This window comes from Rhizobium sp. Nf11,1 (assembly GCF_050587665.1).
In the GTDB taxonomy this organism is placed as follows: Bacteria; Pseudomonadota; Alphaproteobacteria; order Rhizobiales; family Rhizobiaceae; genus Rhizobium.
Map to the genome: position 1 here is coordinate 306,715 of NZ_JBOBHU010000002.1, position 13,976 is coordinate 320,690.

General features: G+C 60.5%; 15 protein-coding genes and 4 pseudogenes. 14 read left to right on the forward strand and 5 right to left on the reverse strand.

Translation table 11 applies throughout. The features are described from left to right. Positions 1-248: 248 nt before the first annotated feature. The 9 genes from ACQ7C1_RS04280 to ACQ7C1_RS04320 all read left to right on the forward strand — a co-directional run bounded on the left by ACQ7C1_RS04280 (position 249) and on the right by ACQ7C1_RS04320 (position 7,164). Positions 249-1,088: a transporter substrate-binding domain-containing protein gene (locus tag ACQ7C1_RS04280; RefSeq protein WP_430957454.1), complete on the forward strand. Its 840-nt coding sequence runs from the start codon at positions 249-251 to the stop codon at positions 1,086-1,088. 162 nt (positions 1,089-1,250) lie between these two features. Further along, positions 1,251-1,913, forward strand: a complete 663-nt coding sequence (locus ACQ7C1_RS04285) for an amino acid ABC transporter permease (RefSeq protein ID WP_085781605.1) — start codon at positions 1,251-1,253, stop codon at positions 1,911-1,913. Positions 1,914-1,918: 5 nt separating this feature from the next. Continuing rightward, entirely contained in the window at positions 1,919-2,578 is a 660-nt protein-coding gene (locus ACQ7C1_RS04290; protein ID WP_430957455.1) for an amino acid ABC transporter permease, read from the forward strand. An 11-nt stretch (positions 2,579-2,589) separates the two neighbouring features. Continuing rightward, positions 2,590-3,360, forward strand: coding sequence for an amino acid ABC transporter ATP-binding protein (locus ACQ7C1_RS04295; RefSeq protein ID WP_430957456.1), 771 nt, complete (start codon positions 2,590-2,592; stop codon positions 3,358-3,360). Between the two features lie 156 nt (positions 3,361-3,516). Then, the gene (locus tag ACQ7C1_RS04300; protein ID WP_430957457.1) at positions 3,517-4,266 is read left to right on the forward strand and encodes a GntR family transcriptional regulator; all 750 of its coding nucleotides are present in this window, start codon (positions 3,517-3,519) and stop codon (positions 4,264-4,266) included. A 4-nt stretch (positions 4,267-4,270) separates the two neighbouring features. Continuing rightward, positions 4,271-5,056 (forward strand): transporter substrate-binding domain-containing protein, encoded by a 786-nt coding sequence (locus tag ACQ7C1_RS04305; RefSeq protein WP_430957458.1) that lies wholly within the window; start codon positions 4,271-4,273, stop codon positions 5,054-5,056. A gap of 77 nt (positions 5,057-5,133) precedes the next feature. After that, positions 5,134-5,805: an amino acid ABC transporter permease gene (locus ACQ7C1_RS04310; RefSeq protein ID WP_085781600.1), complete on the forward strand. Its 672-nt coding sequence runs from the start codon at positions 5,134-5,136 to the stop codon at positions 5,803-5,805. Beyond that, on the forward strand, positions 5,802-6,461 hold the full coding sequence (locus tag ACQ7C1_RS04315) for an amino acid ABC transporter permease (protein WP_183698308.1): 660 nt from the start codon (positions 5,802-5,804) through the stop codon (positions 6,459-6,461). Before ACQ7C1_RS04310 ends, ACQ7C1_RS04315 begins: the two co-directional genes overlap by 4 nt. Beyond that, complete coding sequence (locus ACQ7C1_RS04320) at positions 6,439-7,164, forward strand: amino acid ABC transporter ATP-binding protein (RefSeq protein WP_430957459.1); 726 nt, start codon at positions 6,439-6,441, stop codon at positions 7,162-7,164. The genes ACQ7C1_RS04315 and ACQ7C1_RS04320 overlap by 23 nt, the downstream gene beginning before the upstream one ends. Positions 7,165-7,408: 244 nt before the next feature. Here ACQ7C1_RS04320 and ACQ7C1_RS04325 read toward each other — a convergent pair. Beyond that, positions 7,409-7,699: pseudogene (locus ACQ7C1_RS04325) on the reverse strand (PspA/IM30 family protein); the annotation flags it as partial. Between ACQ7C1_RS04325 and ACQ7C1_RS04330 the strand changes: the two are divergent. After that, positions 7,693-7,932 (forward strand): annotated as a pseudogene (locus ACQ7C1_RS04330) (glutathionylspermidine synthase family protein); the annotation flags it as partial. The pseudogenes ACQ7C1_RS04325 and ACQ7C1_RS04330 sit on opposite strands and share 7 nt — an antisense overlap. A 42-nt stretch (positions 7,933-7,974) precedes the next feature. Here ACQ7C1_RS04330 and ACQ7C1_RS04335 read toward each other — a convergent pair. The 4 genes and pseudogenes from ACQ7C1_RS04335 to ACQ7C1_RS04350 all read right to left on the reverse strand — a co-directional run bounded on the left by ACQ7C1_RS04335 (position 7,975) and on the right by ACQ7C1_RS04350 (position 9,459). After that, a pseudogene (locus ACQ7C1_RS04335) lies at positions 7,975-8,315 on the reverse strand (type II toxin-antitoxin system RelE/ParE family toxin). Beyond that, positions 8,260-8,490, reverse strand: a complete 231-nt coding sequence (locus ACQ7C1_RS04340; protein WP_183698306.1) for a type II toxin-antitoxin system ParD family antitoxin — start codon at positions 8,488-8,490, stop codon at positions 8,260-8,262. The pseudogene ACQ7C1_RS04335 and the gene ACQ7C1_RS04340 overlap by 56 nt, the downstream one beginning before the upstream one ends. 193 nt (positions 8,491-8,683) lie before the next feature. Then, positions 8,684-8,875 (reverse strand): annotated as a pseudogene (locus ACQ7C1_RS04345) (PfkB family carbohydrate kinase); the annotation flags it as partial. 131 nt (positions 8,876-9,006) lie between these two features. Next, positions 9,007-9,459, reverse strand: a complete 453-nt coding sequence (locus ACQ7C1_RS04350; RefSeq protein ID WP_221156752.1) for a helix-turn-helix domain-containing protein — start codon at positions 9,457-9,459, stop codon at positions 9,007-9,009. Positions 9,460-9,805: 346 nt separating this feature from the next. On the opposite strand from ACQ7C1_RS04350, the gene ACQ7C1_RS04355 reads away from it, so the two are divergent. The 4 genes from ACQ7C1_RS04355 (at position 9,806) to ACQ7C1_RS04370 (ending at position 13,949) form a co-directional block, all read left to right on the forward strand. Continuing rightward, positions 9,806-11,008 carry an MFS transporter gene (locus ACQ7C1_RS04355; protein ID WP_430957460.1) on the forward strand — a complete coding sequence of 401 codons (1,203 nt, stop codon included), beginning with the start codon at positions 9,806-9,808 and terminating at the stop codon, positions 11,006-11,008. Positions 11,009-11,301: 293 nt separating this feature from the next. Beyond that, positions 11,302-12,141, forward strand: a complete 840-nt coding sequence (locus ACQ7C1_RS04360) for a MetQ/NlpA family lipoprotein (RefSeq protein WP_430957461.1) — start codon at positions 11,302-11,304, stop codon at positions 12,139-12,141. Positions 12,142-12,229: 88 nt separating this feature from the next. Continuing rightward, on the forward strand, positions 12,230-13,315 hold the full coding sequence (locus ACQ7C1_RS04365) for a methionine ABC transporter ATP-binding protein (protein WP_430957462.1): 1,086 nt from the start codon (positions 12,230-12,232) through the stop codon (positions 13,313-13,315). Beyond that, positions 13,296-13,949, forward strand: coding sequence for a methionine ABC transporter permease (locus ACQ7C1_RS04370; RefSeq protein WP_430957463.1), 654 nt, complete (start codon positions 13,296-13,298; stop codon positions 13,947-13,949). The genes ACQ7C1_RS04365 and ACQ7C1_RS04370 overlap by 20 nt, the downstream gene beginning before the upstream one ends. The last annotated feature ends 27 nt before the right edge of the window (positions 13,950-13,976 follow it).

A 13,976-nucleotide genomic window follows, 5' to 3' on the forward strand; every position in this document is an offset into this window, starting at 1 on the left:
TTGCGGTGCCTGAAAGGCTTCCGCTTCCTATATCCTGCCGCCTGGTGCTGGGGCGCCGCTGGTGGGGGTTACCGAAAAATCAACCGCAAAATGCTGCGCTGCCGAAAAAATCGCCAAGCACTCTGCTGCGCGTTTTTTCGGCATGCCCCATTGACAATTCACCGCCGATAGCACTTGATATCGAAATCCAATAAAATAGACAGGTGTCCGGTATATTGGATCATAGAAACATCTACAAGGGGAACGCCATGATCATTTCCTTTCGCACCGGCCTGATGTCGCTGGCCGTCGCCGCCCTGGTGTCGACGCCTGTGCTCGCCGAGGGCAGCAAGCTCGACGAAGTGCTGACCCGCGGCCATCTCGTGCTCGGCACTGGCAGCACCAATGCGCCGTGGCACTTCAAGAGCGCGGACGACAAGCTTCAGGGCTTTGATGTCGACATGGGCCACATCGTCGCCAAGGCCCTGTTCGGCGATCCGGATAAGATCGAATATGTCAACCAGTCTTCGGATGCCCGCATTCCGAACATCACCACCGATAAGGTCGACATCACCTGCCAGTTCATGACCGTTACCGGCGAGCGCGCCCAGCAGGTTGCCTTCACCATTCCCTATTATCGTGAGGGCGTCGGCCTGATGCTCAAGGCGGACGGAAAATATGCCGATTATGCCGCCCTGAAGGCTGCCGGCTCGTCGGTCACCATCTCGGTTCTCCAGAACGTCTATGCCGAGGCTATGGTGCACGCGGCATTGCCGGAAGCGACCGTCGACCAATACGAATCCGTCGACCTGATCTATCAGGCGCTGGAGTCCGGGCGCGCCGATGCCGCCGCCACGGACCAGTCGTCGCTCGCCTGGTACATGACGCAGAACCCGGGACGCTACAAGGATGCTGGTTACGGCTGGAACCCACAGACCTATGCCTGCGCCGTCAAGCGCGGTGATCAGGACTGGCTGAACTTCGTCAACACCGCTCTTCACGAAGCGATGACCGGTGTCGACTTCGACTTTTACGCCAAATCCTACAAGACCTGGTTCGGCAAGGATCTGACGCCGCCGCAGATCGGCTTCCCCGTCGAATTCAAGTGACCGCGATGCGGGACGGGAGCTCGCTCCCGCTCCGCTGAGACAGGATGGTCTTGGTCCAGGTGGGGCTAAGATCTGAGTGCGCTTCTGAATCGAGTGGTGGAGTATGACGCCGTCCGGGCCGCTCACAGGTTCGGCGGCATTCTCCGGTCTGAAAGGACCCGCATGGGTTACACGCTGAATTTCGCTGCCGTCTGGCGCAATTTCGACTTTCTCTTAAGCGGACTTGCCCTCAGCCTCGGCCTTGCCGTGATCTCGATCCTGATCGGGGCCGCAATCGGTCTTGTCGTGGCTTTCGCGCTGACGTCGAGGAGCCGCTTCGCGCTCGTGCCGGCGCGCATCTATGTCACTATCATTCGCAACCTGCCGATTCTCGTCCTGGTGCTTTTCGCCTTTTTCGCGCTGCCGCAGATGGGCTTGCGCCTCGACAAGATGAAAAGCTTCGTGCTGGTTCTCTCGCTCTATTCCGGCGCCTATCTGGCCGAGGTGTTCCGCGCCGGACTGCTGTCGATCCCGAGAGGTCTGACGGAAGCCGGCCTCGCAATCGGCCTGACGGCAATGCAGATCCGAAGCTCGATCATCGCACCGCTGATGTTGCGCAACGTGCTGCCATCGCTCTCCTCGACCATCATCTCGCTCTTCAAGGACACCTCGCTCGCCGCCGCCATCGCCGTGCCCGAGCTGACCTTTGCCGCCCGCAAGATCAATGTCGAGAGCTTCCGCGTCATCGAAACATGGCTGGTTACATCAGCCCTCTATGTCGCGACCTGTTTCCTCATCGCCGCCTTGATGCGCCTCGTCGAGCGCCGTCTGGCCCTGCCGAGATAGTTCCGATGTCTCACACCTTTCTCGAACAACTCTGGATCGCCCGCTACGTCATCATGAACGGCATTGCTATGACCGTGTCGATCTCGCTGCTGGCCATTCTCGCCGGCTCCGTCCTTGGCGTCTTTGTCGGCTTGGCATTGGTTTACGGCGGCTTCGTTTTACGTCTCCTCGTGCGGGCCTATACGGATATCATCCGCGGCACGCCGGTGCTCGTGCTCGTACTGGCAAGCTATTACGTCTCCGCTGCAGTCGGTCTTGATCTCGGACCGTTCTCCGCCGGCGTCCTCGCCCTTGCCGTCTTCTGCTCTTCCCATGTCGGCGAAATCGTGCGCGGAGCGCTTCAGGCGATCCCGAAGGGGCAGACCGAAGCCGCCAAAGCGATCGGTCTGACCTTTACCCAGACCTTCACCTCGGTGCTGTGGCCGCAGGCCATGCGCCAATGTCTGCCGGCCTGGGTGAATACGGCGGCCGAGATGGTGAAAGCCTCGACTCTGCTCTCCGTCATCGGCGTCGCCGAGCTTCTCCTGCGCACGCAGGAGATCATTTCCCGCAATTTCATGAGCCTGCAGTTCTATTTTCTGGCCGGCGGTCTCTATTTCATCGTCAACTACGGCATCGAGCACTTCGGCAAATATGTCGAGCGCAAGACCGCCCTGCCGTCCTGAGGAGCCTACCGATGGCCAAGACCATTCTCGACATCAAGGGTCTGCGCAAGACTTACGGTATCCACGAAGTTCTCAAGGGGGTCGATTGCGCCGTGCAGGAAGGCGAAGTCATCTCCATTATCGGCTCATCCGGCTCAGGCAAGACCACCTTGCTGCGCTGCGTCAACATGCTCGAGGAATTCCAGGGCGGCGCGATCAGACTCGACGGCGAGGAAATCGGCTATCACGTCGACGGCGCGTCGCGGCGGCGCAAGAGCGAGAAGGAGATTGCGCGCCAGCGCGCCCTGACCGGCATGGCTTTTCAGCAGTTCAATCTCTTCCCGCATATGAGTGCGGCCGAAAACGTCATGCTCGGCCTCGTCAAGGTGAAGAAGATGACGAAGCCGGACGCCCGCATCATTGCTGAAAAATGGCTGGACCGGGTCGGCCTTGCTGCCCGCGCCAACCATTATCCCGGTCAGCTCTCCGGCGGCCAGCAGCAGCGTGTCGCAATTGCCCGCGCCATCGCCATGTCGCCGCGGCTGATGTTGTTCGACGAGGTCACCTCAGCCCTCGACCCGGAACTGGTGGGCGAAGTGCTGCAGGTGATCAAGGGGCTGGCCGCCGACGGCATGACCATGCTGCTCGTCACCCACGAGATGCGTTTCGCCTATGAGGTTTCATCCCGCGTTATCTTCATGAACCAGGGCGTCATCTGCGAGGAGGGCGATCCGAAGGAAATGTTCCTGCGTCCGAAGACCGAACGATTGGCAGAATTTCTCAAAACATCGAGCTTCAATTAGACGACGGCGCGGCGATAGGGCAGGGGGAGGGGGGCGCGCTCGCCCAAATTACGTTCAGTCTGCATCCCCGGCAGGCAGATTTCCCGCCAAAAGTCCGAGACAGGTTGATGATCCAGAGCGGGGGGTTTTTGGCACGGGCTTTGCTTTCTGCCTTGTATGCAAGAGAGCCACACATCCGAGACCACGCAGAAATCCATTGAGGCAACGATCGTCTCCGGGATCCTTTCTGCCAAGATCCGGCCGGGCACTCGACTTGGCGAAAATCAGCTGGCAGCGCTCTTCGGCGTGTCGCGAACCCGCGTCCGTGAAGCGATGATGCGTCTGGAGACGCGCGGCATCGTGCATGTCAGCCCCCGGCGCGGCTGGTTCGTCGTCGAGCCCTCCGCTGAGGATGCGATCGCCGTCTATCAGGCGAGGCGTGTCGTCGAGGCCGGATTGCTGCGCAGCATGGCCGTGCTGACGGAGGAGGGACGCAAGGCTCTCGACGCCCATCTGAATGAGGAGAGGAATGCCATGGCGGCGGGCGACCGCCAGCGCCTGACCTATTTGATGGGCGATTTCCATATCCGCATCGCGGAATTGAGCGGGAACCCGATCATCGTCGATATCCTGCGCGACCTGACCGCAAGGACGATCCTCATTTCGATGCTCTATCAATCCGAATTTCATGCGGCGCAGTCCCACGGCGGTCACTGCCGCATTTTCGAGGCCATGCAGGCAGGTGATTTCGTCAGCGCTGCGGAGCTCTCCGTCCAACATCTTGATGAGGTGGAAATGGGCCTCGACTTGACGGCGCGCCCAGATCCGCTCTCGGATCTGCGCAGTTCCCTGTCGCTTCCGCTAAAGGCCGCATCCTCCATCGCCCGGCAATCGGACCCCAAAACCACAACTTCAAAGGAGCAATGAACACATGCTGACAAGACGGATCTTCTTCGCAATCGCAGCCCTGGCCGCGACCTTCAGCTTCACCTCGCCGTCTCACGCCGATGCTCTCGCCGACATCACGGCGCGCGGTACGTTGCGTGTCGCAGTCCCGCAGGATTTCCCGCCTTTCGGCAGCGTCGGCACCGATATGGCGCCGATGGGCTACGACATCGACATGGCCAATCTCATCGCTGAAAAGCTGGGCGTCAAAGCCGAGCTCGTGCCGGTCACCAGCGCCAACCGCGTTCCGTATCTGCAGACGAACAAGGTCGATCTGGTCATATCGAGTCTCGGCAAGAATGCGGAGCGCGAAAAGGTGATCGATTTCTCGGTCGCCTATGCGCCCTTCTTCAACGGCGTGTTCGGGCCGGCCGATCTTTCGGTCGCCAAGGCGGAAGATCTCGCGGGCAAGAGCATCGGCGTCACGCGCGGCGCCGTGGAGGATCTCGAGCTGACGAAGATCGCGCCGGCCGACGCAACGATCAAGCGTTACGAGGACAATAACGGCACCATCTCGGCCTTCCTCTCCGGCCAGGTCGACATCATTGCCACCGGCAATGTCGTGGCGGCTGCCATCCTCGCCAAAAATCCTCCCAAGCGCCCCGAGCTGAAGTTCCTCATCAAGAACTCGCCCTGCTACATCGGCCTCAACAAGGAACAGTCCGCGCTTCTGGAGAAGGTGAACGGCATCGTCGCTGCCGCCAAAGCCGATGGCAGCTTGAATGCCATCTCGCAGAAGTGGCTCGGCGCCGATCTGCCGTCCGATCTTTAAGGAAATCCGGGTCTCGCGCATGTCATCCCGCCTCCGCGGGATGACATGCGCTCCGTCACCGCAAGAGGGGACATTCCTTGAGTTACCATTTCGAATTCGGCTGGCTGCTTGAATATTACCCCCAGATCATTAAGGGCATACTGATCACCCTGGAGCTCATCGCGATTGGCGGTGTGCTCGGCATTTCGCTCGGCATCGTTTGCGCCTGGGTGCGGGCGCTCGGCCCGGTCTGGCTGAAGCCGGTCGTTGCGGCCTATGTCGAACTGATCCGCAACACCCCATTCCTGATCCAGCTTTTCTTCATCTTTTTCGGTCTGCCATCGCTCGGCCTCCAGCTCTCCGAATTGACGGCCGCTAATCTCGCAATGGTCGTCAACCTCGGCGCCTATAGCTGCGAGATCATTCGCGCGGGCATCCAAGCAACGCCGAAAGGCCAGTTCGAGGCGGGCGAGAGCCTCGCCATGACGCGCTTCGAGACCTTCCGCCATGTCGTGCTCGTGCCGTCGCTGCAGCGCATCTGGCCGGCACTGTCGTCGCAAGTGGTCATCGTCATGCTCGGCTCAGCGGTCGTATCGCAGATCGCCGCCGAGGATCTGACTTTCGCCGCGAATTTCATCCAATCGCGAACCTTCCGAGCCTTCGAGGCTTACATCGTCTCGACATCAATCTATCTCGCGCTGGCAATCCTGCTCCGGCAGGTGCTGGGCCTGGTTGGCTGGTTCATCTTCCCGAGGAGAGCAGTGCGATGATCACCTTCACGCTTTGGGACATCCTGCGCAACCTGCTGCTCGCCACTCGCTGGACCATTCTTCTATCGCTCGTCTCGTTCATCGGCGGCAGCGTGGTCGGCCTCGGCCTGCTATTCCTACGCATCAGCAGGCGCAAGGCCGGTCGGGCATTTGCGAAATATTATATCGAGCTCTTCCAGGGTACGCCGCTGCTGATGCAACTCTTCATCGCCTTCTTCGGTCTCGGGCTCTTCGGAATAGACGTCCCGGCCTGGCTGGCGGCGGGACTGGCGCTGATCCTATGGAGCGCCGCCTTTCTCACCGAGATCTGGCGAGGCTGCGTCGAAGCGGTTGCGAAGGGGCAATGGGAAGCCTCCGCCAGCCTCGGCATGGGGCGTCTGCAGCAGATGCGCTACGTCATCCTTCCGCAGGCGCTGAGGATCGCCATACCGCCGACCGTCGGTTTCTCCGTTCAGATCATCAAGGGCACGGCGCTGACCTCGATCATCGGTTTCGTCGAATTGTCCAAGGCCGGCACCGTGGTCACCAACGCCACCTTCCAGCCCTTCACCGTCTATGGGCTCGTCGCGCTCATCTATTTCGCCCTTTGCTGGCCCTTGTCGAAAAGCAGCCAGATCCTGGAGAGGAAGCTCAATGTCACTCATCGAAATCACTGACGTCCGCAAGAGCTACGGATCCAACGAGGTGCTGAAAGGCATCAACCTGAATGTCGAACGTGGCGAGGTCATTGCCATTATCGGCAAGAGCGGTTCGGGCAAATCGACCCTGCTTCGCTGCATCAATGGTCTTGAGACCATTACCAGCGGTTCCATCTCAGTGGCCGGCGCACAGCTCATCGATGACGAAGTCCATTTAAAGGCGCTGCGCCTGAAGGTCGGCATGATCTTTCAGCAATTCAATCTCTTCCCGCATCTGACTGCCGGCGGCAACGTCGTGCTGTCGCAGGCTGTGGTCAAAAAGACACCCAAGGCCGAAGCCGAGGCCACCGCCCGCAAGATGCTGGAGCGTGTGGGGCTGGGTCACAGGTTCGACGCCTATCCTGACGAGCTCTCGGGCGGACAACAGCAGCGCGTTGCCATCGCCCGCGCGCTCGCCATGCAGCCGACCGCCCTTCTTTGCGATGAGATCACCTCGGCGCTCGATCCGGAACTGGTCGCCGAAGTTCTGGCCGTCGTGCGCGAACTTGCCGCCGAGGGAATGACGCTGCTGATGGTCACGCACGAGATGAAGTTCGCCCGCGACGTCTGCAGCCGCGTCGTCTTTATGCATCAGGGCCGAGTCCATGAAGCAGGCCGGCCGGGGGACGTCTTCGCCAATCCGCAGACTGCTGAGTTAAAGCAGTTCCTCGGAGTCAGCTAAGTTTACGCAGTGGGATTTCGCCACATGCTGGCGCATGAATGGCCTGATCGAGTGTCGCAGGAACAGTCCGGTGGCCCAGCCTGAGACCAGCTAGGCCGAGCTGGTCGCTGTGAACAAGCTCGATCGGGCAGAGGGAGTGCCCGGATCTGAGATCCGGACGTTCCTGGGACAGCGTGGTGACTTTCCGCGTGCGGCCTCCGTCTTCAGGAATAAATCCGCCGACAGGGCCGCGGCTCCGGATATTATCGGTCCTTGTGGCCGGGCGGCGGGGGAGCAAGACGGGCTCGGCCGAGTGCTTTGGTGCCATCAGCTGTGCAAGGATGTCGTCGGCCGATTCACTTGAACCGCCAATGCCGGCCTCGCGCAGCTGACGATCGAGATCGCTGCCGTTTTCCAGCGCGGCCAGTTCCGCGCCGGCCTCAATGCGCCCGGCCGTCATTTCCTGGCGCGTTTTGATGCGTTCGAGACTTTGGACGGCGCTGCCGAGACGGGTATTGATGCCCGACTGGTTATGGGCAATCGCCGACTGAGCGCGAGAACGTCACGATTTTTCGAGATGGGCGGGAAGCGTTTTCCGCACCGGGCGATTACGCCGACGAAGGTTTTGTCAATCAGGCTTACACCCCGCTTTTCGAAAGCGATAACGGCTTTGCTGTGCTCGGCAGTTGGGTTGCCGGTGATCGCGCCTGCGGTCTTGCCGTTCGCGAAGACCGCTCGCGCATAACGGCCAATCTATCCCGTTTCGTGCCGCACGTTATAATGGAATAGCATTTTACTCCCGCTCAGCACGTAACAATCAAATACGCCGAGCTAATCCGATGCTCCTAAATCCTGCAGCCACGCTGGAATATCCTGCTTGACGTGCCCGCCACACGTCGACGTGGTCGGCTCGTTCAAGATAGAAGATCATATAAGGAAAACCCTTCAGCGCCGTACAGCGCAGATTGGGCAGACCGAGTTCATATGAGTAGCGCAGTGAACCCCAGTGCATCGATGAAGCCTACCGCTATCTGCGCTCCTGTCATGCGAGCGTAATAGTCCACGGCATTCTCGACATCCCCGCGAGCCGACTGGCGGGGACGACCGGTTTTGCGGTCACTTGGAGCTTTTTTTCGTTGCGCGCTCGCGCAAGCTATCGAAATAGCTGGCATCGATGGGCTCGGTGGTCTCGGACGACGCACCCTCTAGCAGAAGATTGCGCAACTGCTGCCGATCCCTGTCGCGACGGATGAGTTCGCGCACATACTCGCTGCTCGTGCCATATCCTCGACCGGCGACCTGCTGGTCGACGAAGTGCTTCAAATTGTCCGGCAGCGAGATATTCATAGTGCTCACGGGACCAGGATAGCGAGCATGGCAAAATTTGACAAGGCCGGGCCTTCGTACAGCGGAGGCGCATGTCGCGGTTGGCGAGGACACGACGTCCGGCCTCACCTAATGAACTCGACATCGCTCGCTTCGAAACGCGGACGTTCCAATCCCGTAGAGCATCGCACGCCTCGGCCCGCGTGGGTGCGCCGATGCGTCCGCCGAACACCTGGCATTTGAGAGCCGCGGCGATGGATGACAATCGCATCGTCTCTTCGATCGGCATGCCTTCTGCGATTGCCAGCACGAAAGCGCCGTGGAAGATGTCGCCCGTCGCAAGCGTGTCGATCGCTCTCAAGGTGACGGATGTCGCCGCTTGGGTCGTCGAACCACAGGGAGCCATTTCGCCAGCCGTAACGCTGATGAAGGAATGTTCGAATTTCCGCTTCAGCGGACCAACGATCTCGACGAGATCCGCCGTTCCTTGCCAGATCACCCGAGCCCGAGCTCACAGGAGAATTGCCACTTGGCCAGCTACTCCAGAGGCGGAGCGGTGATATCCGCTATCGAAGGCAAAGCCGGACCGCTTTCCGCCTGCGCCATCGCTTTTACCAATGCGATGATCGTTTCACGAATATCGGGATTGGCAATCTTCAGAAAGGCGCGGTTAAGCACCAACCCTTCTTTCGTTCGCAGGAATTCAGCGACGGGGTCGGCATTATCCGGCAGCGTCAACCCCTGAAGGCTCAATGGCTGCGAATCGTTCTGCTCGAAGAAGAAGCTCGGAGAGGTGTGAAGCACTTCGGCGATTCGCTGCAAACGGCTCGCACCAATGCGGTTGATGCCCTTCTCGTATTTCTGAACCTGCTGAAAAGTCACGCCGATCTGCTCGGCAAGCCGCTCCTGGCTCATTCCAAGCAGCTGCCGGCGTGTTCTGATGCGCGCGCCGACGTAACTGTCTATGGCATTCGGTGTTTTGACATTCATCGCGTGTTTTCAGCCTCGATCGGATTTCAATCGGCGCAGCTGTAGTACCCCTGTAAGCAGTTTTCCACGGTTGTTTTCATATAGTATAGCATGCATGCGATGATCTCGGCTGACTGTGATATGAAAACCCCCGTCCAAAACACGGCCAGCGACGCAAGCGCCGGTCGGGCAATAGGCAAATCAAACAAAAGCCGTACCGATCCTGGCCAAACCGGGCTGGTGATCGTTGCCCGGCCTGCGGTAAATGTCTTTCAGCGACCGTCGCTCGACAGTCTTGCCAGCCCCGATCGCCCAAAATCCATGAGAACGACGCGGCACTAATCGTGCCTGTGCAGGAGGGATATTGATGGCAACCGTTGCCGAGCGAGCGCCCCGTTTCGAAAAGACGACGATGTCCATTCTGATGGCTGTCAGCTTCTGCCACATGCTGAACGACATCATGCAGTCGCTGCTCGCCTCGCTCTATCCATTGTTCAAGGCGAATTACGATCTCGATTTTGTCCAGATCGGCCTCCTGACCATGACGTTCCAGGTCACGGCGTCTCTGCTGCAGCCGGCGGTCGGCATCGTCACCGATCGCTGGCCGATGCCCTATTCGCTGCCAGTCGGCATGGCGAGTACCTTTTGCGGCCTCATTCTGCTCGGCAATGCCGGCAATTTCGCGCTGCTGCTGGTCGCGGCAAGCCTGATCGGTTTTGGCTCGGCGGTCTTCCATCCGGAATCCTCGCGTGTTGCCCGTCTTGCCTCCGGCGGCCGCCACGGTTTCGCGCAGTCCTTTTTCCAGGTCGGCGGCAATGCCGGCCAGGCGATCGGCCCGCTGCTCGCCGCCTTCATCGTGCTGCCGCTCGGGCAACACAGCGTCTCCTGGTTTGCCGCCATCGCCATGATCGGCATGGTCGTGCTGAGCTGGGTGGGCAGCTGGTATATGAGCCACAGGCGTCAAAACGCCAGCAAACCGGCTGTCAGCCGAACTCTGCCGCTGCCGCAGAACCGCGTCATCTGGGCGCTGCTGATCCTGGTGCTGCTGACGGCGACGAAAAATGTCTACATGGCGAGCGTCTCGAGCTACTTCACCTTTTATGTCATCGACAGGTTCGAACTCAGCGTGCAGCAGGCGCAGCTGATGCTTTTCCTGTTTCTCGGCTCGGTCGCCGTCGGCACGTTCCTCGGCGGACCGATCGGCGACCGCTTCGGTGCGCGTTTCGTCATCTGGTTTTCGATCCTCGGCGTCATTCCCTTCGCGTTGCTGCTGCCCTATGCCAATCTTTTCTGGACGTGCGTGCTCAGCATCGTTATCGGCCTGGTCTTCGCGTCCGCCTTCTCGGCGATCGTCGTCTTCGCGCAGGAACTGGTGCCCGGCCGCGTCGGGCTGATTGCCGGCGTCTTCTTCGGCTTTGCATTCGGGGCAGGGGGGCTAGGTGCTGCGCTGCTTGGCGATTTTGCCGACACTCACGGCATCGCCTTCGTCTACCGCATCTGCTCCTACCTGCCGCTGCTCGGCCTGCTGACCGTCTTCCTGCCGCGTATTCCGAAACAGACGCGGGCCTGAGGCCATCCCCGACGTCGCGATTGGCATATCGAGCTCCGGAAGTGGCTCGTCCTTTGGCCGCCGTGGATGGAAACGGCGACCGGAGGCGCGTTCTCCTTCTTTAGAATCTGCTCACAAGCCGCAATTAATCCATAAATTTGATGGAAAATTTATGCTGCCAGTATTGATGGCACGGCAAGAGTTTTTCCGACCCTTCCTGGACATCAGACAATCTTGCTTCGCCCGCGATCCAGCCTTTTGACATGATCAGCCGGCTCGGGGCGCTCGGCCTCATCAGTCAGACGGGATATAAAATGACCAAGAACAAAAAACTTCACGGCCTCCATTTTTCGCGCCGCGCGGCTCTTGCGGCCGCCGCTGTTTCCGCAGCTGCCCTTTTTATCTTTGCCGCACCGGCACCCTCCTTTGCCGAGGACAAGTCGATCAAGGTCGGAATCATGGCCGGCGAGGATGAGGATGTATGGCGGGTGGTGACCAGCGAAGCCACCAAAAAGGGCCTCAAGATCGAGACCGTCATCTTCAACGACTACACTCAGCCGAACGAAGTGCTGGAGCGCGGCGAAATCGACGCCAATGCCTTCCAGCACAAGCCCTATCTGGACAACCAGGTTCAGCAGCACGGCTATCATATCGTCCCCGTCGGCTATACCGGCGTCTGGCCGATCGGCCTCTATAGCAAGAAGCACAAGGCCGTCGCCGAGATCCCCGAAGGCGCCGTCATCGGCGTGCCGAACGATCCCTCGAACGAAGGTCGGGCGCTGCGGGTTCTACAGAATGAAGGCCTGATCAAGCTGAAGGACGGCACCGGCATTCTTGCGACCGTTGCCGATATCAGCGACAATCCGAAGAAGATCGAGATCAAGGAGCTCGATGCCGGCATCGTCGGCCGTTCGATCGACGACCTCGACGCCGGCGTCGTCAACACCGACTGGGCGCTGAAGAGCGGACTTTCTCCGGCCGAGCGCATTGCGCAGGAGCCGATCGCCGACAACCCGTACCGCAACTTCATCGCTGTCAAAGAAGAGAACAAGGATGCGGACTGGGTCAAAACGCTGGTATCATCCTACCAGAACGACACCGTCAAAGCCGAGTTCGACAAGGTATACAAGGGGACGGGTCTCAGCGCCTATTGATCCGAAACTGGGCCGCAGTTAAGGCCTGCCGAAAGGCGGCCCGGGCGTTCCTGCCGGGGCCGCCTTCAATATTTGCAGGGATAAGTACATGAACTCCGTTGTTTCCAGGGCGGCGATCGAGCCGCGGCCGCAGGCGGCAGCCGAAGAGGTGGTGAGGCTTATCGAAGTGAAGCGTCGGTTCGGGACCACGCCGGCACTTGACGGTATTTCACTGAGCGTGATGAGGGGCGAGATCCTCGGCATTATCGGCCGTAGCGGCGCCGGCAAGTCGACGCTGATCCGCTGCCTGAACGGGCTGGAACGCGCCGACAGCGGCGAAATCCGCATCGACGGCCGCGATATAACCGGGCTTCAAGAGCAGGAACTGCAGCCGCTGCGCCGCCGCATCGGCATGATCTTTCAGCACTTCAACCTGCTTTCGGCCAAAACGGTGGAGGACAATGTTGCCCTGCCGCTGAAGATCGAGGGTATTGCCAAGGCCGAGCGCCTGAAGCGCGCCCATGAACTTCTCGAGCTCGTCGGACTCGCCGACAAGGCGCAAGCCTATCCCGCCTCGCTCTCCGGTGGGCAGAAACAACGCGTCGGCATCGCCCGGGCGCTGGCGGCGCGCCCGGCGCTACTTCTCTCGGACGAGGCGACATCGGCCCTCGACCCTGAGACAACACGATCGATCCTGACCCTGCTCAAGGATATCAATCGTAAGCTCGGACTGACCATTCTCCTGATCACGCATGAGATGGAAGTGGTGCGCGGCATTGCCGATCGTGTTGCGGTCATCGATGCCGGACGGATCGTCGAGGAGGGCCAGGTCTGGTCGGTCTTCGCCAATCCGCAAACTGACATCACCAGGAGCTTGCTTGGCGGCATCCGCCCGCAACTTCCCGATCACATTCTCGGCCGGCTGTCGGCGACGACGGGCAGTGAAGTGATCCTCAGTGTCGATCTTGCCGGGCCGCAAGCGCAGGGGGCGCTGTTTGCCGAACTCTCCGCGGCTCTGCCGCATTCCTTCCGCCTCGTCCATGGCGGCATCGACCATATTCAGAACCAGCCGGTGGCGCGGTTCTTCATCGCCGTTCCCGCGCGCGACCCAGCGCTTGCCGGAAAGGTCGAACAATTCCTGACGGCCCGGTCCGCCCGGGTGGAGGTGCTTGGTTATGACGCCGATCATGCTTGAACTGCTTCTTCGCTCCCTTTGGGAGACGGTCCTGATGACTGTCGCCTCGGGGGTGATTTCGCTCGTCGCAGGTCTGCCGCTCGGCCTTGCCCTCGTCGTCACGGCGCGCGGCGGCATCGCCGAAAACCTCTGGATCAACCGCATGCTCGGTGCCGTCATCAACGGCTTCCGCTCGGTGCCATTCATCATCCTGCTGGTGGCGCTGATCCCGCTGACGCGGCTGATCGTCGGCACCGCGCTCGGCACCGGGGCCGCCATCGTGCCGCTCGCCATCGCCGCGACACCCTACTATGCGCGCATCGCAGAGGTGTCGTTGCGAGAGGTCAACCGCGGGCTGATCGATGCCGTGCGCGCCATGGGCGGCAATCGCTGGACCATCATTCGCGAGGTGCTGGTGCCTGAAGCGCTGCCGGGCATCGTCGCCGGCTTCACCGTCACCCTGGTGACGCTGATCGGCGCCTCGGCCATGGCGGGCGCGATCGGCGCCGGCGGCCTCGGCGATCTTGCCATTCGCTATGGCTATCAGCGCTTCGAAACCAATGTCATGATCGCAGTGGTCGCCGTCCTCGTCATCCTCGTCTGCGGCATCCAATGGCTCGGCGACCGACTAATCGCCAAGCTCGACCACAGATAGGTCACAGTCGGAGGCTTGCGGCGGGTG